This is a genomic window from Bradyrhizobium sp. KBS0727, assembly GCF_005937885.2.
Taxonomy (GTDB): Bacteria; Pseudomonadota; Alphaproteobacteria; order Rhizobiales; family Xanthobacteraceae; genus Bradyrhizobium.
Map to the genome: position 1 here is coordinate 5,409,345 of NZ_CP042176.1, position 23,800 is coordinate 5,433,144.

Annotated in this window: 25 protein-coding genes; 8 read left to right on the forward strand and 17 right to left on the reverse strand. The window is 62.3% G+C overall.

Annotated features, from left to right (window positions below):
* Window positions 1-175: 175 nt before the first annotated feature.
* Window positions 176-586 (forward strand): DoxX family protein, encoded by a 411-nt coding sequence (locus FFI89_RS25400; protein ID WP_138830308.1) that lies wholly within the window; start codon window positions 176-178, stop codon window positions 584-586.
* A gap of 113 nt (window positions 587-699) precedes the next feature.
* On the opposite strand, the gene FFI89_RS25405 is transcribed toward FFI89_RS25400, so the two are convergent.
* From FFI89_RS25405 to FFI89_RS25425, 6 genes are all read right to left on the reverse strand, one after another.
* Window positions 700-1,659 (reverse strand): LysR family transcriptional regulator, encoded by a 960-nt coding sequence (locus tag FFI89_RS25405; RefSeq protein WP_138830309.1) that lies wholly within the window; start codon window positions 1,657-1,659, stop codon window positions 700-702.
* 124 nt (window positions 1,660-1,783) lie between these two features.
* Window positions 1,784-1,951, reverse strand: a complete 168-nt coding sequence (locus tag FFI89_RS34580) for a hypothetical protein (protein ID WP_168213043.1) — start codon at window positions 1,949-1,951, stop codon at window positions 1,784-1,786.
* Window positions 1,952-2,073: 122 nt separating this feature from the next.
* Window positions 2,074-2,943: a pirin family protein gene (locus tag FFI89_RS25410; RefSeq protein WP_138830310.1), complete on the reverse strand. Its 870-nt coding sequence runs from the start codon at window positions 2,941-2,943 to the stop codon at window positions 2,074-2,076.
* Window positions 2,944-2,984: 41 nt separating this feature from the next.
* Window positions 2,985-3,383, reverse strand: a complete 399-nt coding sequence (locus FFI89_RS25415) for a DoxX family protein (RefSeq protein WP_138830311.1) — start codon at window positions 3,381-3,383, stop codon at window positions 2,985-2,987.
* 238 nt (window positions 3,384-3,621) lie between these two features.
* Window positions 3,622-4,482 (reverse strand): SDR family oxidoreductase, encoded by an 861-nt coding sequence (locus tag FFI89_RS25420; protein ID WP_138830312.1) that lies wholly within the window; start codon window positions 4,480-4,482, stop codon window positions 3,622-3,624.
* A gap of 96 nt (window positions 4,483-4,578) precedes the next feature.
* The gene (locus FFI89_RS25425) at window positions 4,579-5,652 is read right to left on the reverse strand and encodes an alkene reductase (RefSeq protein WP_138830313.1); all 1,074 of its coding nucleotides are present in this window, start codon (window positions 5,650-5,652) and stop codon (window positions 4,579-4,581) included.
* Window positions 5,653-6,357: 705 nt separating this feature from the next.
* Between FFI89_RS25425 and FFI89_RS25430 the strand changes: the two genes are divergently transcribed.
* Genes FFI89_RS25430 through FFI89_RS25440 form a run of 3 tightly spaced genes read left to right on the forward strand, consistent with a single transcriptional unit; the run spans window position 6,358 to window position 8,443 of the window.
* A complete protein-coding gene (locus FFI89_RS25430) occupies window positions 6,358-7,545 on the forward strand; it encodes a pilus assembly protein TadG-related protein (RefSeq protein WP_138830314.1) in 1,188 nt (395 codons plus the stop codon).
* A 14-nt stretch (window positions 7,546-7,559) separates the two neighbouring features.
* Window positions 7,560-8,063: a TadE/TadG family type IV pilus assembly protein gene (locus FFI89_RS25435; RefSeq protein WP_138830315.1), complete on the forward strand. Its 504-nt coding sequence runs from the start codon at window positions 7,560-7,562 to the stop codon at window positions 8,061-8,063.
* 11 nt (window positions 8,064-8,074) lie between these two features.
* Window positions 8,075-8,443: a TadE/TadG family type IV pilus assembly protein gene (locus tag FFI89_RS25440; RefSeq protein WP_138830316.1), complete on the forward strand. Its 369-nt coding sequence runs from the start codon at window positions 8,075-8,077 to the stop codon at window positions 8,441-8,443.
* Window positions 8,444-8,612: 169 nt separating this feature from the next.
* On the opposite strand, the gene FFI89_RS25445 is transcribed toward FFI89_RS25440, so the two are convergent.
* Both FFI89_RS25445 and FFI89_RS25450 read right to left on the reverse strand, forming a co-directional pair.
* Window positions 8,613-8,972, reverse strand: a complete 360-nt coding sequence (locus FFI89_RS25445; RefSeq protein WP_138830317.1) for a hypothetical protein — start codon at window positions 8,970-8,972, stop codon at window positions 8,613-8,615.
* 90 nt (window positions 8,973-9,062) lie between these two features.
* The gene (locus FFI89_RS25450; protein ID WP_246669250.1) at window positions 9,063-10,799 is read right to left on the reverse strand and encodes a hypothetical protein; all 1,737 of its coding nucleotides are present in this window, start codon (window positions 10,797-10,799) and stop codon (window positions 9,063-9,065) included.
* A gap of 83 nt (window positions 10,800-10,882) precedes the next feature.
* Between FFI89_RS25450 and FFI89_RS25455 the strand changes: the two genes are divergently transcribed.
* A complete protein-coding gene (locus FFI89_RS25455) occupies window positions 10,883-11,092 on the forward strand; it encodes a hypothetical protein (protein ID WP_138830318.1) in 210 nt (69 codons plus the stop codon).
* A 491-nt stretch (window positions 11,093-11,583) separates the two neighbouring features.
* On the opposite strand, the gene FFI89_RS25460 is transcribed toward FFI89_RS25455, so the two are convergent.
* Together FFI89_RS25460 and FFI89_RS25465 are read right to left on the reverse strand one after the other, a co-directional pair.
* The gene (locus tag FFI89_RS25460; RefSeq protein ID WP_138830319.1) at window positions 11,584-12,009 is read right to left on the reverse strand and encodes a hypothetical protein; all 426 of its coding nucleotides are present in this window, start codon (window positions 12,007-12,009) and stop codon (window positions 11,584-11,586) included.
* Window positions 12,010-12,083: 74 nt separating this feature from the next.
* On the reverse strand, window positions 12,084-12,290 hold the full coding sequence (locus tag FFI89_RS25465) for a hypothetical protein (protein WP_138830320.1): 207 nt from the start codon (window positions 12,288-12,290) through the stop codon (window positions 12,084-12,086).
* Between the two features lie 118 nt (window positions 12,291-12,408).
* Here FFI89_RS25465 and FFI89_RS25470 point away from each other — a divergent pair, with 118 nt between their 5' ends.
* Entirely contained in the window at window positions 12,409-13,407 is a 999-nt protein-coding gene (locus FFI89_RS25470) for an ABC transporter substrate-binding protein (RefSeq protein WP_138830321.1), read from the forward strand.
* An 83-nt stretch (window positions 13,408-13,490) separates the two neighbouring features.
* Here the strand turns inward: FFI89_RS25470 and FFI89_RS25475 are convergent, their stop codons facing one another.
* From FFI89_RS25475 to FFI89_RS25500, 5 genes are all read right to left on the reverse strand, one after another.
* A complete protein-coding gene (locus tag FFI89_RS25475) occupies window positions 13,491-14,684 on the reverse strand; it encodes an NADH:flavin oxidoreductase/NADH oxidase (protein ID WP_246669251.1) in 1,194 nt (397 codons plus the stop codon).
* A 102-nt stretch (window positions 14,685-14,786) separates the two neighbouring features.
* Window positions 14,787-15,821, reverse strand: coding sequence for an acyltransferase (locus FFI89_RS25480; protein WP_246669252.1), 1,035 nt, complete (start codon window positions 15,819-15,821; stop codon window positions 14,787-14,789).
* Between the two features lie 181 nt (window positions 15,822-16,002).
* On the reverse strand, window positions 16,003-17,562 hold the full coding sequence (locus tag FFI89_RS25490) for a 2-isopropylmalate synthase (RefSeq protein ID WP_138830322.1): 1,560 nt from the start codon (window positions 17,560-17,562) through the stop codon (window positions 16,003-16,005).
* A gap of 402 nt (window positions 17,563-17,964) precedes the next feature.
* Window positions 17,965-19,155 (reverse strand): OpgC domain-containing protein, encoded by a 1,191-nt coding sequence (locus tag FFI89_RS25495; protein ID WP_138830323.1) that lies wholly within the window; start codon window positions 19,153-19,155, stop codon window positions 17,965-17,967.
* 170 nt (window positions 19,156-19,325) lie between these two features.
* Entirely contained in the window at window positions 19,326-20,267 is a 942-nt protein-coding gene (locus tag FFI89_RS25500) for a polyphosphate kinase 2 family protein (RefSeq protein WP_138830324.1), read from the reverse strand.
* A 193-nt stretch (window positions 20,268-20,460) separates the two neighbouring features.
* Between FFI89_RS25500 and FFI89_RS25505 the strand changes: the two genes are divergently transcribed.
* Window positions 20,461-21,543 (forward strand): Tat pathway signal protein, encoded by a 1,083-nt coding sequence (locus FFI89_RS25505; RefSeq protein ID WP_246669253.1) that lies wholly within the window; start codon window positions 20,461-20,463, stop codon window positions 21,541-21,543.
* A complete protein-coding gene (locus FFI89_RS25510; protein ID WP_138830325.1) occupies window positions 21,540-21,935 on the forward strand; it encodes a hypothetical protein in 396 nt (131 codons plus the stop codon). The genes FFI89_RS25505 and FFI89_RS25510 overlap by 4 nt, the downstream gene beginning before the upstream one ends.
* Before the next feature lie 22 nt (window positions 21,936-21,957).
* On the opposite strand, the gene FFI89_RS25515 is transcribed toward FFI89_RS25510, so the two are convergent.
* Together FFI89_RS25515 and FFI89_RS25520 are read right to left on the reverse strand one after the other, a co-directional pair.
* Window positions 21,958-22,917: a branched-chain amino acid ABC transporter permease gene (locus tag FFI89_RS25515; protein WP_246669254.1), complete on the reverse strand. Its 960-nt coding sequence runs from the start codon at window positions 22,915-22,917 to the stop codon at window positions 21,958-21,960.
* Window positions 22,914-23,795, reverse strand: a complete 882-nt coding sequence (locus tag FFI89_RS25520) for a branched-chain amino acid ABC transporter permease (RefSeq protein ID WP_138830327.1) — start codon at window positions 23,793-23,795, stop codon at window positions 22,914-22,916. Before FFI89_RS25520 ends, FFI89_RS25515 begins: the two co-directional genes overlap by 4 nt.
* Window positions 23,796-23,800 lie beyond the last annotated feature (5 nt).

Genomic DNA, 23,800 nt, shown 5'->3' on the forward strand with positions numbered 1-23,800 from the left:
TCCGCCCGTTTTTCGCGGCGCTGGCCGCCGACATTTTGCGATAGCGGCTTGCAATAGCGGCACCGCACAACCGGACTCATACCACTTTACTTTACGATCGTAAAGTATAATATTGATCACGACCGCGTGCGGTCGCACCGGATAGAATTCTCACCCCCTGCAAGGAGAGCTGAATATGGACGTCACGAGGTTTCTGCCCCTGCTTGGTCGCCTGCTCATCGGCCTGCCGTTTCTCATGAGCGGCTTTGGCAAGCTAACCGCCTATGGCGCAACGACGGCCTATATCGGCAGTGTCGGCTTGCCGCTTGCCCCGCTTGGCTGGGCGGTTGCCGTTGCCTTCGAGATCGGGGGCGGTCTGCTGCTGGTGCTCGGCTTTCGTGCGCGAGAGGTTGCGTTCGGCATGGCCGTGTTCACGTTGGCAACGGCCATCTTCTTTCACCGGAATTTCGCCGATCAGAATCAGATGATCCATTTTCTCAAGAACATCATGATCACCGGCGGGCTGCTGCAGATCGCGCATTTTGGCGCCGGACGCTTCAGCCTGGACGCGCGCGATCCGAAAAATGTTGCGGGCGCGACGACTTGAGGGACTGAATCCAAGTCACTGAATCCAAGTCGATGAATCAACCCTGGAAGAGCCACCGAGCGCGGCGCTGACGCGCGCCGCCGCTCGTCGCGATAAGGGACACCGGCGTTCGGCTAGGTATTCTTGGACCGTCCGGCCTTCTTCCTGGTGACCGGCGGCTTCGGTACCTTGCCCGTATCCACCGGAAATTGCTTCAGGCGATCGACAAACCATCGGCCGGCGGGTCCGGGCGGTGACTTGGTCTGCCACACCGCCGACATCGGCAGCATCAAACCATCCGGGGGCACGTCCTCGATCGGCAGCACGGCAAGGCGCCCCTCTTCAAGATCCTTGCGCACGGCATGCAGTGGCATGCCGCCCCAACCCAGGCCGTGGAGCAAAAAATGATGCTTGGCGAAGAGGTCCGCGAGCCGCCAGGTCGCAGACGACATGACGCCGAATTCGCGTCCCGACGACAGCTCCGACCTGTCGGTGAGAACAATCTGGGTATGTTTTCCAAGAACCGCCCTGGGAATTTTGCCCCGGTAGGAAGCCAGCGCATGATCGCGGGCGGCAACCATGAGAAACGCGATACCGGGCAACCGCTCATAGGCCAGCGTATCCGGAATCACCGGCAGTGATCCGATCACGCCGATGCTGCAACGGCCATCGAGCACGGGCTTGATGGCTCCTCCGAGCGCCTCGACATAGATGCGCAGCGCCACGCCCGGGTAGTTCTGCCGAAACTCCTTGGCCACCTGGGTAATCGCGTCGATCGGATAGAAGACGTCGATTACCACGGACAATTCCGGCTCGAGACCAGCCGACATGCCCTTGGCCCGGGCCTTCAGCTGGTCGACCCCGGCGATGATGCTGCGCGCATCGCCCAGAACGGCCGATCCCGCCGCGGTGAGTTTGGGGTAGCGGCCGGCGCGGTCGAACAGCTGCACGCCGATCTGTTCCTCGAGCTTGCTGATGGTCTCGCTGACAACGGACTGCGCGCGCAATAGTTTGCGGGAGGCGGCAGAAAAGCTTCCTTCATCGACCGCGGCGATGAACGTACGCAATTGATCGAGAGAGACAGCGTCGAGCATGGAACCTACCTATCGACCAAACCGATACTAAAGCGCCGGATGCTACTGCCCGATCGGCGGTCATATCAACCATCGAGCTCGCATCATCGGTCCCGTAAGCACGTTCTGGCGGCCTCGGGCGTGGTCAGAGCGCCCATTGATCCTCCTGGTCGCTCCGGTCGCTATTGTTCAGGCGCCGGGCGATCTCCTCGCCCATCGCCGGATCGCTGGCGACCGCGATCGTGAGACCTTGCTGGGTGACGATCTCGCGGCCCCTCGCCTCGACCGGGAAATGTTCCGACCGGAGCGGCAAGTCTCGATCGGACCTCCACGGCCGGGCGCTAGCCATACGTTGAATAAGCTGAACTCCATCTGATCCAAACATTGCTTTTCTCCATTCGTTTGTTCTTCAACCAGGCCAATCGCTGCAAATCCTCAGCGTCTTGCTGCCAGGACGCCCTGGTTGTGCAGCCGACGGCCGATATCGGCGATGTTGCTCTCGCCGATGCGCAGTGAATCGGCGTTGGTATGCACGGAGTAGTGGCCGGTCACGAGGTCGTAAGGGTGCTTGACCGCAGAGCCGAGGATGAAGCCGGCATCGGAGAGCGCTTCGAACTCGATCGCCTGATCTCCCTCCTCGAACACGGCGACTTCGCCCGTCGATACCTGCTCCGACGTTGTCACGATGCCCTGGTGCGACGCGATCCAGGCGACGTCGTGCCCCCTGGGCGGCTGAAAGGTCCAGCGCTCCCCGGCCTTGAGGCGCACATCGAGGTAGGTGATACCTTGAGGCGACTCGACAATGCTTTTCACACCGCCGTATTCGCCGGCGAGAACCCTCGCCGGACCAGCAAAATGGAAATCGGAAGCGCCAAGATATTGGCTCTGGGGTTCGGCAAGTTCGAGCTTGGGCGGCATCGCGACCCAGAGCTGAAAGCCCTTGATCCGCTCCGTGCCGAACATTCCGCCGGTATGCCAAACGCCGCTACCGGCGCGCATCCACTCAACACCGCCGGTGTCGATGACCCCTTCGCGGCCGGTGGTCTCCTTGTAGAAGGCCTGCCCGGCCAGAATGACGGTCAGCGTCGCAATTCCCGAATGGGGATGAAAGCCGAATTTGGGTGCGGTCGCGGGATCGGCGTCGAAGTAGTCGAGAAAGACGAACGGCTTGATCAGTTCACCGACGTCGCCCGGACTGACCAGTCGGGTAACGCCCCCATGCGAGTGTCCACGCGTGCGCAGAGCAATCTGCCGGGAATTCTTTTCAGCGCGATTCGGACGCGTGAACACTGCATCGGTCTTCATTTTCATTCTCCCGAGGTTTGACCATCTCTTGGTTTCGAAGCTCAGCCCCTGACCCGGTGAAGCAAGGCAACGAGCTCATCGCGCCGCAGGTAGACAACCAGCGCGTTGAGAACTCCCAGAACAATCGCCGGGACCGGACTGGTGTGCAGGACGAGCACATGGGTTGCGACAGCGCCGACCATGGTGCCGCCGAGCCACAGGGCGCCGAGCGAAGCGAGGCCCGGAACCAGCAACGCGACGGCGCCGACCACCTCCACGACGCCGGTCACGACACGAAACCACTGACCGAGTCCGACCTGGTCGAACAGGTCGACCATGAAAGGAACGCCGGCCAGTTTGGCGGCGCCGGCCGCAAGGAAAGCCGCCGCGATGATGCCCTGCAACGTCCAGGCGCCGATACGACGGGAAGGACGGACGGATGAAATAGAAGTTGCACTCATGTTGGTCTCCATTGGGTGTGGGGTTGAAAGTGAGGAAAACCTAGGATGGAGGCGACCACGGCAACAGGCGATTTATTTAGATAATATCCATCGGATTATCCGATATATCGTCGCCGCCCGTTTTGAGAGACCTGACGTATCGGACGATGTTTTGCGCAGCCGCGCGACGGCTCGCGCGGGAACATCGCGGCTGGTGGCGTCGGAGCGCCCAATGACACTTAGTTCGGGAATCGCGTCTTCAGGTCGAGGGCGACTTCAGCGCCGCAGCAAGCACGTCGCGGAGCGGCTTGGGCGGCCGGCCGCCAAGACGCTCGACGTCGCCGGTCACGATGTCGAACGCACCCGCCGCGAAGCTCGCCTGGATGCCGACGACGATGTTGACGGCCCCCGCCGGCAGCCCGGCCTGCGTCAGTCCGGCGCGCAGTTGCTGCTCCGTGATGACGCGGAACGCGAGCGGCCGGCCCGTAATTTCGGCGATGAGGCCCGCGCGCTCCGCACCGGAGAGGCGCTCGGGCCCGGTGGCGTTGTAGATCGCGCCTGCATGGCCGTCGCCGACCAGGATTCCGGCTGCAGCGGCTGCCACATCGTCACGCGCAACGAAGGCAGCCCGGTTCTCGGCCAGCCCGGCCAGCACGCCCTGGTTCAGCGCCGCCTGTGCCAGTTGCAGGAAAGCTTCGGCATAGAAGTTCATCCGCAGGATGGTCCAGGCCGGCGCCGTGGCGATCAGATGCTGTTCGCCCCGCCAGTAGGAGGCGCCGCGCGCCGGCTCCTCCTCCTGCCGCGTGCCCACGGCCGACATGAAGACGATATGCTTGACGCCCGCCTTCACGGCCGCGTCGATGGCAGCGACGTTCTGCACGCCGCGCTTTCCGGCTTCCGGATCGACGGTCGTGATGATGAGCAGACGATCGAGACCCGCATAGGCCTCCGCGAGGCTTTCGGGCTGGTTGTAGTCCCCGAACCGTCCCTGGGCCGGTCCGGAGACGGTTTCCGGCGTGCGCGTGATAGCCACCACCTCGTGCCCGCCGGCACGCTGTAGCAGTTCCGAAACGACGGCTCTGCCCAAATGGCCGCTGGCGCCACTGACACCGATCTTCATGTCAACCTCCGCCGGGATAACAGAGCAAAGCAGGCGAGCGTGGCAGCTTGCGTCTTTGCCACGCTTGCACTTGTTTTGACCGCCTTCGCGGGCAAGCTACGCGGCCGTGGCCGCCTCCAGCGCGGGATAATCGGTGTAGCCCGGCGCGGCGCCGCCAAAGAAGCTGACACGATCCGCTTCGTTCATCGGCGCACCGGTCTTCACCCGGGCGACAAAATCCGGATTGGCGAGGACCAGCTGGCCGTAGGCTTCCAGATCGGCCAACCCCGAAGCCACGTCGGCGCCGATCCGGTCGCGCGGACGACCGGGCCGGTTCACGATCAGCGGTTGCTTCGACAGCGCGCGGATGTCGCCCACCAGTTTCTCGTCGCCGGCATGCAAGACGTGCAGGTAGGCGAGGCCGAGCTTGTCGAGCTCGGCGACCAGATAGCGGTAGAGCGCCGGGCCTTCCTCGCCTTCGTCGATGCCCCACATCTTAATCCCGGGCGACAGGCGGATAGCGGTCCTGTCCGCGCCGATTTCTCCGGCAACCGCGGTGGCGACTTCGATGGCGAAACGGGCGCGGTTCGCGATCGAGCCGCCATATTCATCGGTGCGCGTGTTGGCGCTCGGGGCGAAGAATTGCTGGACCAGATAGCCGTTGGCGCCGTGAATCTCGACGCCATCGGCGCCGGCCTCGATGGCGCTGCGCGCCGCTTGGCGGAAGTCGGCGATGGTCCGGCGCACTTCCTCGGTCGTCAGCGCGCGCGGCGCAGGCATGTCCTGCATCCCTGTCGCGGTGAACATCTGCCCGCCCGAGGCAATCGCAGAGGGTGCTACGGCTTGACGATGATGCGGCGTATTGTCGGGGTGCGACATACGCCCGGCGTGCATGAGCTGGATGAAGATACGGCCCCCCTTGTCATGCACGGCGGCGGACACCTTGCTCCAGCCTGCGACATGCGCCGGGCTGTAGATGCCGGGCGTCGCGAGATAGCCCTGGCCGTCATCGGAAGGCTGGGTGCCTTCGGTGACGATCAGGCCGACGCTGGCGCGTTGGGAATAGTATTCGGCGGCCAGTTCTCCCGGCGTGCCGTCCAACTTGGCGCGGCTGCGGGTCATCGGGGCCATGACCAGACGGTTTGGCAGCGTGTAGCGTCCGACACGGACGGGCGTGAATGATTGCTTCATGGTTTTCCTCGACAGCGATTGGATGACGCATGACGAGAAGCTAGGGATCGCGCCGCAATCAGATAACCCGGCTTATTCAGATGGGAACCATCGGCAGGTTCGATACAGCGGCAGTGGATTCAGCCTGCATCCCGAGCGCATTGTCGGCCCAGTGCCGCCCGACCTTGATCGAGCGACCTGCCGGCAGCGCGGAGCGAGGACACCAAAAACTACAGCGATTGCCGGAATGCCCGCAACGGGCACGATGTCTCCTGGCGGACATCTCAAGTTTGCGGAATGCCCGCTTTGTGCTCGAATACCGGAAGCCGGAGGGCCCTATTCGATCACCTCGTCGGCAATGGCGAGAAGCGTAGGAGCCACTTGCCCCAGCGTTCTGGCCGTCTTGAGATTGAGCACCATCTTCCCAGACGCTTCGCGATCGTGGCCGCCACTCAACTAAACAATCAGTCAAAACTTCGATTAATTAAAGGTTACGCGGCAGGGACAATTTTGTGCGGTCAGCTAAACCGCTTTCTAAGTCGTCTCCTTTAATCTGCGTTCGAGACGATCTCGAAATACAAAGCTGGTGGAACCATGAGCCGACTGAGAAAGTCCCTTTCACGATTCGATCGTGTCCGGCCCGCCTTCGCGCAAGCGCCGAAAGTAGGCCGTCCGAACTTCAAAAGGATGCTCCGGCTCTTCGGGCACGATCAGTCCGGAAGCTACATGATCGTTGCCGCAGTTGCGATGCCGGTCCTGGTCGGAACCGCCAGCCTCGGCACCGAAGTTGGATGGTGGCTATATACTCATAAAAACATGCAGAGCGCAGCGGATTCAGCAGCTGTGAGCGCGGCGACGGCAGGAAGTAACCTGAACGCCGAAGCCGGCACGGTGACCGGTCTCTATGGCTTTACCAATGGGGCAAAGAACGTCACCGTGACCGTCAACCAGCCGCCGTCCGCGGGAAGCTACGCATCAACCCCACAAGCGATAGAGGTGGTCATCAGCCAGTCGCAACCACGGTTGTTGTCGGCGCTGTTTGGAAACGATCCGGTACTCATCACGGCGCGGGCCGTGGCGTTAGGTAACGCCGGAACGGGCTGCGTGCTTGCGCTAAACCCCACTGCCAGCCCGGCCGTGAACGTGAGCGGCAGTAATCAGCTCAATCTAATTGGCTGTAATCTTTACAGCAACTCCAGCGCGAAACCTTCGCTGAATGTCAGCGGCAGCGCAACCGTTTCCGCCAATCAAGTCGGAGTGGTCGGCGATATCTCCGGCGCGAGTAATATTACGGCGACCAACGGCATCCGGAGCGGCATGCGACCGATCGCCGATCCTTATGCGAACGTTTCTCCGCCAGCGGAGCCGAGCTGCAGCAACGCCAAGATTACCGTCAACAGCAACGGGAAAAACACGTCGCTCAGCCCAGGGTGCTATAGCGGTAGCATCACCGTCAATGCGGGAGCGACGCTGAACTTGAGCCCCGGCATCTATTATCTCGACGGAGCGAACCTTTCGGTCGCAGGCAATGCCACGATCACCGGCTCCGGCGTGACGCTCGTCTTCACCGGCTCGGGCAGCAATTGGGGCACGGCCTCCATCGGCAGTAACGCGAATGTCAATTTAACGGCGCCAAGCTCCGGGCCGACCCAAGGGATCGTGATGTACGGCGACCGCAAAATGCCGGTTGACACGGCTTTTAGCCTGACCGGCGGCGGTACCCAGAACTTCGGTGGCGCCATTTACCTGCCAAAAGCGAACCTTAGCTTCAGCGGTGGCAACGGCATGAGCACCTCCTGCACGAAAATCATAGCGGATAAGCTCACCTTCACCGGGACTTCGAATCTTCAGGTCAATTGCGCCGCACTTGGTACCGCCGCGATCGGCATCACTACCGCTCAGCTCGTCGAATAGAAGGAGTGCTTCAAATGACGAAATGCAGCTCTCCTCACCGCGGCATTTGTCGAAAACCCAGTTTGCTTCGCCGCCTTTTCGACCGCGCAGCAAGCGACACAGGGGGCGCCGTCGCCGTCGAATTCGGCTTTCTGGTCCCCGTGCTTGCGCTCATGGTGGTCGCCGTGATCGATATTGGCTTAGGGGTCTACCGCAAGATGCAGGTTGAAGATGCCGCCCAGGCCGGTGTCCAATATGCCATCATGCATAACTTTGATGCGAACGCGATTTCCGATGCCGTGACCAGCGCGACTAACTCTACCGCCGTCGCTGCGTCGCCCTTGCCGGTGTCGTTTTGCGGCTGCGCAACGGGTTCCAGCATAAGCACCGTTAGCTGCGGCACGACCTGTCCAGGAGGAGCTTTGGCTGGAACATACACCACGGTTTCAGCACAAGCGACGTACAGCACGATCCTTAATTACCAACTCGTACCCTCCACCTACACTTATACGGCGCACTCTACCGCGAGGCTGCAGTGACATTAACAAGGATGTGGCGGAATGAGTGCGGCGCGTCGGCGCTGGAATTTGGCCTGACCGCCCCGGTTTTCTTTTTGATTCTCTTAGGCGTTATTGAAACCGGGCTTCTGTTCTGGACGCAGATCGGCCTGCAGCACGGGGCTGAGATGGCCGCACGATGCGCAAGCGTGAACTCTACGCTTTGCCCAACCAGCAATCCGAACGCGATCACCAGCTACGCCACCCGGCAGACTTTTGGCCTGGGCTTGCCGTCATCGACCTTCAGCTACAGTACGCCAGCCTGCGGAAATCAGGTTAACGCGAGCTATAATTTTCAGTTTCCGGGGATCTTCAACGTCGCTCCGCTGACGCTGACAGCGCAGGCTTGTTTTCCGAGTTAGCTGAGCCTTCCAAGCCTGCCTTTGCTAAGTCCAATGCGGGGGCACTAGTCGAACGCTACCCCAATTCGCTTTTCTGAGGTCGGTCTCAACTGACTCTTGCAACAAAATCCGCCACGAGCCGCCATAGCCGGCAAACGAATGCACCCGCGGTCTGCGGGCAATAACCCAATCAGCCGCAATTCCAGACCGGCCCGATCGGCGTCTGCGTCCAGCAGGGGCCGAAGGTACCGCCATTGTAGCGACCGCCGTAAAAGCCGGGCCGGCCGAAATAGTGCCAGTTACCATCGTAGCCGTAATATTCCGGAGTCCGATCAATATACCACGGCCGCCGGTTCTGGCGCGCGTAGCGCACTACCCCAGCCTTCTGGGCGTAAAGTGGCAGGGTGTTGTTCAGGGGCTGCTGATAGCCCGGCAGGAAACCGTAGCCGTGCCAGCGTGGCGCCGGTCGTTTATGAGCAGGCGCAGCGGGCGCGAGCGCCGGCAGCAGCAACAAGACGATCGCAATCAAAGGAAACACGAAGCGCGGCATAGCCACACCATAGACCACCGACCGGGTACGCGCCAGATCTTCGACTGATCGGCTTCACGCCTTCCGGCAAGACGAACGCCGGGGTCACGATCAACCGATCCTGTTGAGCGTGCCTCTGATGCTGGTGAATATCTCCCCGATATTCTTGCGCATGGAATCCAGCTTCTGGAAATCCTCGAACACCTTGGCGACCCGCTCGTCGACCTCGATCTTGCTCGCCGCCAGCGCCTCCACGCGCGTGCTGAGAAATTCGTCGCCCCTGATTTCGATATCGTCGAGAGTCCTGGCCAGGATATCCCGGCCGACATTGACTTCGCCGATCAAGGCCTCGATGCCGAATACCGGTCCCTGCAGCGGCGCCAGCCCGGCCAGGGTCTTGGCCAGCTCTTCCTTGAACTGGTTCAGCGTCGCCGACGAATCCTGCAGTTTCTCGAGACGCAATCGGGTTCTTTTGATGAACTCGTTCAACGCATTCTGTCGGTCGACAAGGCTCTCGCCGCGGGCATTCGTCTCCACCTCCGCCAGCGAGCGTTCCAGATGGGTCCGACGTTCCCTGAGATCGTCCATATCCAGGCGAATTGAATCGAGGATATTGAAGCAATCATCCAGGCGGGCAACCCTCTGCTCGATCTCGATCTTCTCTCTGGAAAGCGCTTCGACACGGGAATCGAGTTTTTCATTGTCGCTGGATTCGAGTTGCTCGAGGCTGTTGTTGAGCGCCTCGCGACGCAAGCGCAGATCCGCGATCAGGGCGTAGATCCCGGTTTCCGGGGAGCGCAACGGCGCCAGTTCGGCATCGGATTTGGTCAGTTCCTCCTTGAAGCGGTTCAGCGTCGCCAGCGATTGTTGCAGAGAGTTTTCGCGTGCGTGGATCGCCGACACGTCGTGGTCCAGCTCCGTGACGCGATCGCCGAGGCTTTGCTTGTTGTCGTCGATCTCGAGCTGGGTAAGCCATCGCTCGAGCTGGCGCAGCCGGTCCTTCAGTTCACCGAAGACGGGCTCGACCACCCGCCGCCTTTCGCTCACGGCGCCGACCGCCTCGCGAAGCGCCTGCTGGCGGCGCCTGATCTCGTCGAGCCTTTCGTTCAGGTCGACGGATTCGATACGGCTGCGCTGTTCGGCAACCCTTTGCTCGGTATCGCTGAGCGTTTTCTGAATTGACGTAATCGCCACCTCGGGGTCGGTATCGAGAAGATGCTGCACCGCCCCATCGAAGTGTTTCTGCGAGTCATGCGCGGTCAAGGCCTCCTGCCGGAGGCCCCTGAGACGATCCCGCAACAACTTGTTTTGCCGTGCCAGGCTGTAGGCCTGCCATACCGACGAGCCGATCAGCGAAAGGGTTGTGAGAATGATGGCGCCGAGCGCAAATCGCTGGGGAGCCGGCAGAGACGACAGCTGAATTGAGATTTGGCGCGGATCGAGACCGAGTGTCGCGCCCGCAAAAAATGCAGACGCACTGAACAGTACTATCCACGCGACAACGGGGAACCACATGGTGCGATCTATTTGAATTGCATTGGACAAATGTGGATGTAGTTCGGCAGGGAGCCGGGTCTGACGCCCGCGGCGATTCTGTGTCGCCTTATGCGCGGTCATCCTATCGGCTTTTCCAGCGCGATCCAGCCGCGCCGGCGACGTTGCAACAGATTTCACGGTGGTCACGCCCGGCGGGCAATGTCGGTCCATCCACGCGAAGACGCTATTCGACTTTGGCCAAAGGACCGGGATATCGCCACAACTCCGGGTTGAGTCCGGGGAGCGCTTGAGGCAACCGATCCCGGCGATCGCCGCCCGCTGTCCGAAGTGCTCGCGCTTCAGTGATCGCACGTGATGAAATAATTTCGGGCGTTCGCCGCACTTGGTCCTAGGAGCCGAGCTGGTTTGGCTTCCATCACCACGCGGAGAAAACCATGACCAAAATGACCTTCGTCGCCGCAGCCCTGGTTGCGGCAGCCGCATACACCACCGAGGCGTCGGCCACCCGCAATGTTGCATCGCGGCACAACCAGGCCGCGACGGCGACCAATACAGCCGTCGATTGTGTGCGGGCTCCGAACGTCGGCGCGTACGCCACAGCTCCTTATTCGGTACCGCCGTGCTTGCCGAACACCGCCAACTGACGGTACGGCCGGTCGGGTTGGCGGCTTTCGGCCAGCCCGACCGTCGTCGGCCGTACGGATGGCTAGGCAATGCCCTGTCGCAATGTCCCCGTCACATCGAGCTGTAACGCGTCGCGCTCCTGACCGCGTCGTCGATCTCAACAGCGAACCGGTCTTCGCCTATCTGATGCAGATCGGCTGCCAATGACGATGCCTCCGCGGTGTCCATCGAGAGCGGCTCATCAGATCATAGCTGACTTGATGCGCTAGATTCCGCTGTTCCTGATCGGTCCAGGGCCGCTCGCGGTCGTGCGGCTTCCAGCGTCGACATGGAATGATGGCCGGTTGGTTGTCCGTGTCGGTGCAGGGAATCTCACTCTGTCCGTGGTGTCAACAAGCCGCTGCGAAGCCGCAACCCACCGCGACAAGGAAAGATGGCGGATTACGCTTCCGCCTTCGCACATTGAGGTACGATAGACATTTCGCTGATCCGCCGTGCGAATTCAACAGATCTAGTAGCACCGCACGATATTGACGATGTGGTCCTTGCCGCCGACGCCAGGGACCGTCACGGTCTCAGCGGGGCACTGCGTTACATAGGCCCGGTCGGACGGCACGACATTCGGCGGATACCGATGCGCCCAATCCCAGGGAACGTCATAGGTGTAGGTGTAATGGACGTCGCTCGAGAGCGGCGGCGGAACGTCGGCAATGGCTTCGCCGCTTGATGGCCCATCGTAGTAGTCCGCCGGCCAGTACGCACCGTCAATGTTTCTCCGATGATGCAGCCGGCCAAATGGCGAATGAGGGATCGCGCGCGCCGAGACGAAACCTCCACCGTGCACGCCGCCCGACCTGGCGAACGTCTCGTTACCGGCACACATCAGCGCGATGGCGGCAAGCGCCCCAGCAAGCGTTCCGTACCTTCCATACGTCATGGCACGCACCTGTTCCTGGGTTGCGACCCGCCAAGGCTAGGCCTCGCCTCTCGGACCCGCAAACGTAACCTTAACTAATGGTTAATCCGTCCGCGGTGGCGCGGTTCCTGCGGCTGCTCCGGTACGCAGATGATCCACCTCCAGCCGACCGCGCCGGAAAGATGTGCGGCGCGCATGACGATCTTCAATTCCAGTTTCGCCCAGTCGTCGCGCAGCGGCATGGCGCACAGGGCCGTGCCAGCGCCGATCACCTCGAACGCGCGATCCGAAGCGAAACCCATGAATGTCACGTGTCACGGCTGCACCGGCAGGCAGGACAGGAGATCGAGCCACCTGTCCACCCTTTCAGTGCAGTCTTTTAAACCCTAGGATGCCACCTGCCGAAGCCGGGGAGCGGACATGAGACGCCGGGATTTTGTGGCAGGGGCCGTGTCGTTGGCTGCGGTCAGCCGTGCCGCGGCGCAGCCGGTCGCCACCAACCGGCGTCTGGCCATCGTCAATGTATCGGCACCTTCACATGCGCTGATGCGTGAGGACAGCCCCACCTACCATCGGGTATTTTTCGGCGAGCTTCGGCGTCTCGGGCAGATCGAGGGACAAAACCTTACCGTCGAGCGCTACAGCAGGGAGCAGTACCAGTCAGACCCGGCCGCGCTGGCGGCACAGGTCGTCCGCAGCAATCCGGATGTCATCTACATCATCGATCCCGCCGCTTCGCACTTCACGCGCGAAACCTCGAAAATCCCGATCGTCACCATCACCAACGATCCGATGGCGCTCGGCTACGTGCAGAGCCTGGCGCATCCCGGCGGCAACGTCACCGGCGTCAGCGTCGACGCCGGACCGTCGATTCACGGCAAGCGCATCGCGCTGCTGCGTGAAATGTTTCCGGCGATGTCGAAACTGGCGTTCATTGTCGCGAAAGGTGTATCGCAACATTTGGCGGAGGCCCCGGTGCGCGCGGCAGCCGAAGCCGCCGGGATTGCCGTCGTCAGCGTGCCGATCGATGTTCCCGGTACCGCAACGACCTATCGCGACGCCATCGCACAGGCCTCTCGCGGCGGCGCGGACGCGGTCATGATGATCGACAGCGCGAACGCGCTGGTGAACCGCGCCGTGATCGCGGAGTCACTCGCCGAGGCGCGCATTCCGGCCATTCATGCCTTTGCGGAAGCGGTCGATGCCGGCGGCCTGATGGCGTATTCCTTCGACCTGAAGGAGTTGATCAAGCGAATGGCCGGCGATGTCGACGCCATCCTGCGCGGCGCCAATCCCGCCGACATCCCGTTTTATCAGGTTTCCAAGTTCGAATTGTCGATCAACCTGAAAGCCGCCAAGGCGCTCGGGATCGCGGTGCCGCCGACCCTGCTGGCCACCGCCGACAAGGTGGTTGAGTAAGGCGGCATTGGGTTTGCGCCAATCGCTCTTGCGCGTTGTTCGATGCTGCGCATCGCCCCGGGATGACAGTAACGAACCGCCCCTCATCCGCGACGCGTGACCGCACCGGTCGGGGTCGCAAATCCTTCCAGCGTCCGGATCCGCTTTTCGAGCCACCAGCCATATTCGGGCGACCAGTCCTCGAAGCGCATGTTGATCCCTAGATCGTGCGCCCAATGGTGGGCGATGTTGGGATTGAACTGCGACTGGCGGCCGATCGCGATCAGATCGGCCTGCCCGTTCTGCAGAATCGCCTCGGCCTGCTGCGCTTCGAGAATGATGCCGACCGCCATGGTCGGGATACCGGCCTCGTTGCGGACCCGCTCCGCAAACGGAACCTGGAACCCGAGGCTGCGCGGCACTTGGGCAGCGGTAGCCGCACCCGCGATGCCGCCGGACGAGCAGTCGATCACGTCGACGCCGCGCGCCTTCAGTTCGCGCGCAAAAACCACCGTATCGTCCATGTTCCAGCCTTCCTGCGTGCCGTCGACCGACGAGACGCGGACGAACAGCGGCATCGTATCCGGCATTTCGCGACGCACCGCTTCGGCGATCTCCAGCGGCAGGCGCATGCGGCCGGTGCGGTCGCCGCCGTATTCGTCGTTGCGGGTATTGGAGACCGGCGACAGGAACGAGGCCAGCAGATAGCCGTGCGCGGTATGGATTTCGATGGTGTCGAAGCCCGCGGCCACTGCATTCCGCGCGGCCTTGGCCCAGGTGCCGACCATCGCCTTGCACTCTTGCGTCGTCAGTTGGCGCGGCGTCAGCCAGCCCTTGGCGACCGGCTCGGCCGTCGGCCCAACCGGCTGCCAGATCTTGTCGCCGGCCTTCAGGTTTTCTTCCGTGAGCGGTCCCATGCCCTGCATGGCGGTTTGCGAGGACGCCTTGCGGCCGCCATGGGCAAGCTGGATGCCGATCGCGGTGCCCTGACGCTTCATGAAGGCGATCAGCGGCCTAAAACTCTCGACCTGCGCATCGTTCCAGATGCCGAGGTCGTGCTCGTTGATCAGCCCGATCTCCTCGACTCCGGTTGCCTCGACAAAGACGAGGCCGAAGCCGCCCAGCGCGTAGCGGCCGAGATGCACGAGGTGGAAGGTGCCGCAGGTGTTGCCGGGGTCGCAGCGGTAATGGACCATCGGCGGCACCACGAGCCGGTTTTTCAGCGTGAGGCCCCGGATCGCAAGCGGCTGGAACAGCATCGGCGATGGCATCTGGCTGCCGTTGGTCGAACCGTCCATCATTCGCTCCCTTGCGGATTATTGTTATTCGCAGTGCGGCCCGATCGGGTGGCCGAGACCGCCAATTAAAAATGCCTGATGCTATCGCGTCAATGCGCAGTTTCAGCCGGGGGCCTGTGCCGGGCGCGGAACGCCCAGGCGCCGGCTGAACCTGAGCAACGGACGCTCGACGGCGATGTTGAGCAACAGGCCGAGTGCGACAACGATAACGCTGGTGACGACCAGGAGCAGCAGCGGCGGAATGGCCGGGATCAGGCCGGCCACGGTCGTGCCTGCCAGCGACACCGTCTCCACCTGGGCGAGATAGATCGAATAGGACGCATCGCCCAACCGCGCCAGCTTACGCTCCGGCCAAGACGGATCGGTGCGCCTGCGACTGATAAAGGCGGCCGCCGCCACCAGCAAGGCTGACGGAATGCCGGATACGATGACGCGGCTGGCGGGGTCCGTCGCCAGCACCGCCGCGATCGCGCAAGCTGCCGCAACCGGCATCGTCCAGCCGGCCCGGCCATTGACGAACACATGGCCCACGATGACGCCGAGCACGAATTCGAGGATTATCGGATCGACGAAGAACGCGTAATTTCCGAGCGCGGGGTCAACGCCAGGAATTCGCCCAACGGTCGCGAGCGCGGAAAAAATCACCACGATGTTGCGCCAGGCATCGCGCGTTGCCGCCATCAGCAGGGCCGCGGCGAGATAGAAGTACATCTCGTATTCGAGCGACCAGCCGACATAGACGACCGGCATTTCGCCGTCGGTGAAGGCGACGAACGCCAGCGATTTGAGGATATGGCGGGGCGTGTACCAATCCGGCGCGCCGAACGTGGCCGGCAACGTCACCGCCAGCACCGTGACAGCGAAGATCACGAAAAAATACAGCGGCACGATCCGCTCGACGCGGCGGCGCAGGAATTCCGCCGGCGTCAGGCTGGCACCATGGGTCGCATAGAAAATGATGAAGCCGGAAATAACGAAGAACAGATCGACGCCGCGGCCGCCATAGGACAGCACAAAGGAGATGGGACTCTCGGCCACCTTGAAGCCGTCAGGGGCGACGCCCAGCGCATGAAAGGCGATGACGGAGACAGCCGCGATAAACCGGAGAATCTGGATATGGACGAGCATCCCTGTCATTAGCGCGCGGCGAACGGTCGCTCAAACGCAAAAACGCGGCGCTGAGGGCGCCGCGTTTTGTGTTTGCATGTCATTCCGGGATGGTCCGGAGGACCAGACCTCAGGTGCGCAATTGCGCACCGGGGAATCTCGAGATTCCGGGTTCGATGCTTCGCATCGCCCCGGAATGACGGAGAAGCCCTCAGCTCGCCGCCTGCGCGGGCTCGTCGCGCTGGTGCTTCATGACGATCTTGTTGAGCGCGCCGAGATAGGCCTTCGCCGACGCCACCAGCGTATCCGGATCGGAGGCCTTCGACGTCATCGAGCGGCCTTCATGGGCGAGCCGCACCGACACTTCGGCTTGGGCATCGGTGCCTTCGGTGACGGCGTGGACCTGATAGAGTTCCAGCTTGGCCTCGTGCGGCACCAGCGCCTTGATGCAGTTGAACACCGCATCGACCGGGCCGTTGCCTTCGGCTTCCTCGATCCTGGTCTTGCCGTCGATGTCGAGCTTCATGGTGGCGCGCTGCGGCCCATGGGTGCCCGCGATCACGGTCAGCGAGGTTAGTTTGATGCGGTCGTGGGCGGCCGCGATCTCCTGGTCGACCAGCGCCTCGATGTCCTCGTCGTAGATGTCCTTCTTGCGATCGGCCAGCGCCTTCATCCGTACAAAGGCGTCTTCCAGCTGGTTGGCGCCGAGCTTGTAGCCCATCTCTTCCAGCTTGTGCACGAAGGCATGGCGGCCGGAATGCTTGCCGAGCACCAGCGACGACTTCTTCAGGCCGATCATCTCCGGACGCATGATCTCGTAAGTCGAGGCGTCCTTCAGCACGCCGTCCTGATGGATGCCGCTCTCATGCGCGAACGCGTTACGGCCGACGATCGCCTTGTTGTACTGCACCGGGAACGAGGTCGCCGCCGATACCAGCTTCGAGGCCCGCGTCAACATCGTGGTGTCGATCTTGTTCCACCACGGAAACACGTCGTTGCGGACGTTCATCGCCATCACGACTTCTTCCAGCGCGGCGTTGCCGGCGCGCTCGCCGATGCCGTTGACAGTGCATTCGATCTGGCGCGCGCCGCCGGCGATGCCGGCCAGCGAATTCGCCACCGCCATGCCGAGGTCGTTATGGCAGTGCACCGAGAACACCGCCTTGTCGGAGTTCGGCACCCGCTCGATCAGCGTGCGCATGAAGCGGGTGTATTCCTCCGGCGTGGTGTAGCCGACGGTGTCGGGAATATTGACCGTGGTGGCGCCGGCCTTGATCACCGCCTCGACGATGCGGCAGAGAAAATCCATCTCGCTGCGGGTGGCGTCCTCGGCCGACCACTCGACGTCGTCGATCTGGTTGCGGGCGCGGGTGACGTTGGCGACCGACAGATCCAGCACCTGCTCCGGCGTCATGTTGAGCTTGACGCGCATGTGCAGCGGCGAGGTCGCGATCACGGTGTGGACGCGGCCCCGCCTGGCGAACTTCACGGCTTCGGCGCAGCGGTCGATGTCCTTCGGGTTGGCCCGCGACAGGCCGGCGATCACCGAATTTTTCGAGCGGCGGGCGATCTCGCTGACCGCCTGGAAGTCGCCTTCCGAGGTGATCGGGAAGCCGGCCTCGATGACGTCGACGCCCATGTCGTCGAGCATCTCGGCGATCTCGAGCTTTTCCTCGAACGTCATGGTGGCGCCGGGACACTGCTCGCCGTCACGCAGGGTGGTGTCGAATACGATGACGCGGTCCTTCTCGGACTTGGAGGCGGTGGTCATTGGAAGCATTCCTTATGGGTGGTAGCGCTGCTGTTTCGAGCGCTGAAGGGTCTGGTGATCTCGCGCAACCCCTGAGTGCCCAGGCGCAAGCGCCCAGACGGCCCTCAGGGGCCGATAAGAAGCAGAAGCCCGCCAAGAAGGAGGGTGGGCAAGGACGCAGCCGGAATCGCGGGGGCAGCCTTGGCCGCTCCACCCCGAACTCCAGACATTTCGCTGCGAATCAGCATTGCCAGACCCTTGAGAAGCCGGAAGCCTCAGCCAAAACCGTTGACGGTTCGTTGCCGGGACCTCGCTTCCGGGCCGTTCTAGACGAGAAATATGGCCGGCCGCAATGCCAAAAGATGGTCAGCAGGGGTGACCTAATAGCCCCTCGCCCATCCGGTACGGTCCGCCGGTATCCCATCACGCCTGCGCGGGCTCGGCCTTGGGCTCCGCCTGCGGCGCTTCGAACAGCACCGGTACTTTCTTGTACCAGTCCAACAGCCAGGCCGCCGCCACCATGATCGCGATGCCGACCACGCTGACGAAAAGCTGCTCGGCAAAGCCCTTGGAATACTGGGTGAGGACCCAGTGCGCCGAAAACGACAGGAAAATGCCGAGACAGAATATCGGGAGCGAATGCCGCCCGCACGACAGCAGTGGCTGCAACCATTTCGACGTCAGCGGCGGCCAGTTCTTTGGTACGAACCGGACGACCACCAGAGCCAGCGCCAGGAAATGCGTAAAGCGCAGCATGTCGAGATCGGACTTGTCGATCGGGTAGATCACCTTGATCAGCCACTTCGGCACCAGCGATTCCAGGAACGAACTGTGCCAGGTCATCACGATCAAAAATGCGAACAGCAACCAGGCCACGGCCACCGCCAGGGCGACGCGGGAGCGAATGAGAAATTGCAGTTGGGCGCTGCCGCCGAGACCGCACCAGGCGGCAAACACGAACAGCATCTGCCAGGCGAACGGATTGAAGTACCAGGACGTCCCGGCCGGATAGGACGGCAGGTTCCAGTCGAACCAGCGCGCCGCGACGTACAGTGCGACCGAGCCGAGCAGCGCGAGCGCCGGACGCCGGATCAGGCACCACAGGATCAAGGGCGATGCGAACAGCAGCGCCATGTAGAGCGGCAGCACGTCGAAATTGACCGGTTTGTACTTCAGCGTCAGCGCCTGCCCGATCATCACGTCGGGATGCTGAAGAAAGTTGAAGACGTTGAATTCATTCTCGTACATCGGGTTGTCGAAGCGCTTGGCGGTGCGGGCCACCTGCGCCGTAAAGAGCAGGAACAGGAAAATATGGGCGATGTATAATTGCCATACCCGCTTCATCAGCCGCTTGGTGGCGGCGAGAAAATAGCCGCCGCGCACCGCAGGCCCGTAGATGAAGCCGGCGAGATAGCCGGAGATGAACACGAAGAACTCGGCCGCGTCGCTGAAGCCGTAGTTGCGAAGCGTCAGCCAGCTGACGAGATCGTGCGGGATGTGATCGAGAAAGATCATCCACTGACCGACCCCGCGAAACAGATCGAGCCGCAGGTCGCGTTCGGGCGGCCGCAAGACAGATAGATCTTTCTGGTCGGCGGAAAGGGTCTGGTCCATGGCGAGCAATCCCGTTCGTTGAAACAAAGCGTGCTTCGAATCCATCGTCGCGCACGGTATACCGTAAACGAAGCTGTCACCGTAGGGTGGACCAAGGCGCTTTTGCGCCGTGCCCGCCATGCATCAACCGGTGCCCTGCATCTGGTGGGCACGCTTACGCGTTGCCGACCCTACTTCTTCTTCGCCGGCGCCTGTTTCGCCCCGCCCTTGCCTTCGGCTAGCAACGCCTCGCGCACCTGCTTGAATTCGCTGCGCTCGGCCTTGTCGACCTTCGGAAATTGCAGATCGAGCCTGTCGAGCGCCGCCACGATGGTCGAACCGATCACGACGCGGGCAAACCATTTGTGGTCGGCTGGCACCACGTACCACGGCGCCAGGGATGTCGAGGTGTGGCGGACGATGTCCTGATACACCGCCTGGTAGCGCGGCCACAGCGCGCGCTCGGTAATATCGCCCATCGAGAACTTCCAGTTCTTGGCAGGCTCCTCCAGCCGTTCCAGAAAGCGTTCGCGCTGTTCCGCCTTGGAGACGTTGAGGAAGAATTTCAGGATCACGGTGCCGTTGCGCGCGAGGTAGCGTTCCATTGCCGAAATATCCTCGAAGCGATCGCGCCAGATGTTCTTGGTGATCAGCTTCGGGGGGATTTTCTCCTTGGCAAGAATGTCCGGATGAACCCGCGTCACCAGGCATTCCTCGTAATAGGAGCGATTGAAGATGCCGATCCGGCCGCGTTCGGGCAGCGCGATCGTGCTGCGCCACAGGAAATCATGATCGAGTTCGTGCGAGGTCGGCTGCTTGAACGAGGTGACCGCGCAGCCCTGCGGATTGACGCCGTCGAAGATGCTCTTGATGGCGGAATCCTTGCCCGCCGCATCCATGCCCTGGAAAATCACCAGCAGCGACCAGCGGTCCTGCGCATAGAGCCGCTCCTGGAAATCGTTCAGCCGTATTCGGTTGGCTTCGAGAATCTTTGCCGCCTTGTCCTTGTCAAGGCCGCCCTTTTCGTCGGTCTTGTGCGATTTCAGGTGGAACTGACCGGAGCCGTCGAACCGGAACGGCGCAACAAAGGGCTTTAGTTCGTCGGCGAGGAATTTCGCGGGTTTCTTGCTCATAGGAACCTGTTGGCTTTCCTTCTTCGCGGCCGGCGGGCGGCACAAGCTATCCACAAACTGCCCGAATGGGAATCGTTTGTCGCCCTCCCCTGCATCGCAGCGTAGAGCCGGACTTGCCGAGCCTTGATATGCCTCAAGCCGAGCCCCCGTTGGGGCGCTAACCAATGATCTTCGCAATGGTTGAGGAACGGCAATGCTGAACAGACGCAGTTTGGTCGGCTTGGCAATCGGGGCCGGCATGGCACATCTTTCCTCGCCGGCCCAAGCCGCAACGATGAGCTATGAACAGGCGGTGCGTCAAACTTGGGCGCCGCTGCAACCGACGCCGAGAGACCGCGAACTGGTGCGCGCAGCGACGCTCGCTGCCAACAGCCACAATACCCAACCCTGGATTTTCGCGGCCGACGCCGACGAAATCACCATCGCCCCGGATTTCAGCCGAAGATGCTCCGCGGTCGACCCGGACGACCATCATTTGTACGTCAGCCTGGGTTGCGCCGCGGAGAACCTGACGCACGCCGCGGCGGCGGTCGGATACAAGGCCACGCCACGCCTTGCCGACGATATGCTGGCCATCAGTCTCGAACCGACGCCGCCGCTGCGCTCGCCACTGTCCGAGGCGATCGCGCTTCGACAATGCACCCGCGCAGCCTATGACGGCCGGCCGGTCGCGTCAGAAACGATCCGCTCCCTCGAGGCCGCCGGCCGCGAGCCGGGTGTTTCGGTCATCATCTTCACTGACCGCAGCGCGATTTCGAACATTGCCGATTATGTCGAGCAGGGCAACTCGTCGCAGATGCACGACGCCGCCTTCATGGCGGAGCTCAAGAGCTGGATCCGCTTTAGTGAGGCGGATGCCGTGTCCACGATGGACGGGCTGTTCGCGCCCGCGTCCGGCACCCCCGCCATGCCAGCCTGGCTCGCCAGACCGTTGATGGGGCTGTTTTTCACCGAGCAGAAAGAAAACCGGAAATACCACGAACACATCGAAAGCTCGGCGGGGATTGCAGTCTTCGTTTCGGAGACGAACGACAAGTCGCATTGGATCGCGGCAGGACGCGCATGTCAGCGGTTTGGCCTGCAGGCGACGGCTCTCGGGCTGAAATATGCCTTCATCAACCAGCCGGTGGAAGTACCCACGCTGCGCCGCCAGTTCGCTTCCTATCTTGGGATCGGCGATCGGCGGGCCGACCTCGTGCTGCGGTTCGGCAACGGGCCGCAATTGCCAAAATCCCTCCGTCGTCCCCCGGAGCAAGTTATGCGACAGCACGCATGAAGGTGGCCTCGGCTGCCGCGATCTATTTTCTGGCTACTTTTTCGGTCGGCTTTCTGCTCGGACCGATCCGTGTACTGCTGCTGGAGCCACGCATCGGCGCTGTCGTGGCCACTCTCTGCGAAGCACCTCTGCTGCTGATTGCGATGGTGGTTGCCGCCCGTTGGACGCCGCGACTGGTAGGGTTGACGACGTCCCTCGCCGGGATGCTGGCCGTCGGGATGGGCGCGCTGGCCCTGCAACAAGCCGCCAACCTCCTGGTAGGCATGCTGCTGCGCGGATTGAGCGTGCAGCAGCAATTCGCCCGGCTGGCGAAGCCGGAAGGCGCCATCTACGCTGTGCTGCTCGCTATCTTTGCGCTGATGCCCGCGATCGCCAACCGAACCGGCCGATGATGCCAAGGCTCGCAGCGCCACGTCAGCGCGGCGGCTTAAGTCGCGCCATGATGCTACCAAGAATACCCTTGGGAAGGAATATGATGAAGGTCACCAGCAGCACGCCATAGACGAGGTTGTCCCAGCCGACCGCCTTGGTTCCAAATCCGATACGCAGGATTTCCGCGAGCATGATGGTGATGACGGCGCCGACGGTCGGCCCGAGCGAGACATAGAGCCCGCCGACGATGACGGCGAACACCATCTGCAGCGACACCGAAATTCCGCTGACGGTGTCGGGGGTGATGAACATCTGGTACTGGCAATAGAGCGCGCCGGCGAGCGCCGTCATCAGCGCCGAGATCAGCGTAATCTTGAGTTTTTCGGCGGTGACGTTGACGCCGGCCGCGGCCGCCGCGTCCTCGTCCTCCGAGATCGCCTCCATGGCGTAGCGGCTCATGCTGCGATCGATCCAGCGCCAGATCAACAGCCCGACCACCCAGACGAACAGCGCGATCAGATACCACGTCACCTTGTCGTCGAACTGCAGCGCCAGCAACTGGCTGCCCTTGGTGCGGTTCGGCGTCAGCCCGAGCGAACCGCCGGTGTAGTCGCGCGTCGCGGTGATGACCTGCAGCACGATGCCCGACAGCGCCAGCGTCACCAGCACGAAATAGTGCCCGGTGATGCGGAAGCGAAAGCAGGGATAGGCGACGATCAGCGCGAGCACGCCCGCCGCCGCCATGCCGACGGGAATACCGATCCACGGCGACACGCCGAGATGGTTCCACAATAGCGCCGTCACATAGGCGCCGACGCCCATGAAGCCGCCATGGCCGAGCGACACCAGGCCGAAGCGGCCCATGATCGACCACGACGTATAGGCGAACGACCAGATCAGGATCAGCACCAGGATGTGCAGGTGATAGGGATCGCGGTAGACAAACGGCAGCGCGATCAGCGCCGCCAGTCCGGCAACCCAGGCGGCGTTGCGAAGAGTCACGAGCGCCTCGCAAACAGGCCCGCGGGCCGGATGAACATCATGACGATGAAGAAGGCGAAGGCGAGCACGTAGCCCCATTCGAGGTCCGAGAACAGCCCGCCCAGCGAAATGATCTCGGCAAACACGAACGCCGCGATGAAGCCGCCGAAGAAATTGCCGAGCCCCCCGAGCACGCAGATCAGGAAGGTGATCGGCCCGAACGACAGCCCGACAAAGGGATGCACGTCGTATTGCAGCACCAGCAGGCAGGCGGCGAGGCCCGCCAGCGCGCCGCCGAGCGCCGAGGTGATCAGGTAGATGCGCTTGGTATCGACGCCCATCAGCGACATGATCTGGCGATCCTGCGCGATGGCGCGGATGGCCGTGCCGGTATAGGTGCGTTTCATGAACAGGTAGACCGCGACCATGCCGACCAGTGCCGCGCCGAACGACAACAGCCGCGCGTAACTGAAATGCATCTCACCGAACGCCAGCACCGGCAGGCGGATGCCGAGGTTGCGGAAGTCGATACCGAAGGCGACGGTGGCAAAGCTCTGCAGGATGAACAGCACGCCGCCGGTGGCGAGCAGCTGGTTGATCGGCGGCGCGGTCAATAGCGGCGCGATGACGATGTAATGCAGCGCGGCGCCTAGCGCCGCCACCAGCATGATGGTCAGCGGCGCCGCCGCCCAATAGGGAAAGCCGAACACCTGCACGAGATAGTACATCCCGTACATGCCGATCATGACCAGCTCCGCATAGCAGATCCAGGTCACGTCGATGACGCCGAAGATCAGGTTGAGTCCGAGCGCCAATAGTGCCAGCACCCCGCCGAGCAGGATGCCGTTGACCACGGCCTCCAGCAGGTAGATGTCGAAGATGTCGAGAAACGCCTGCATAATTT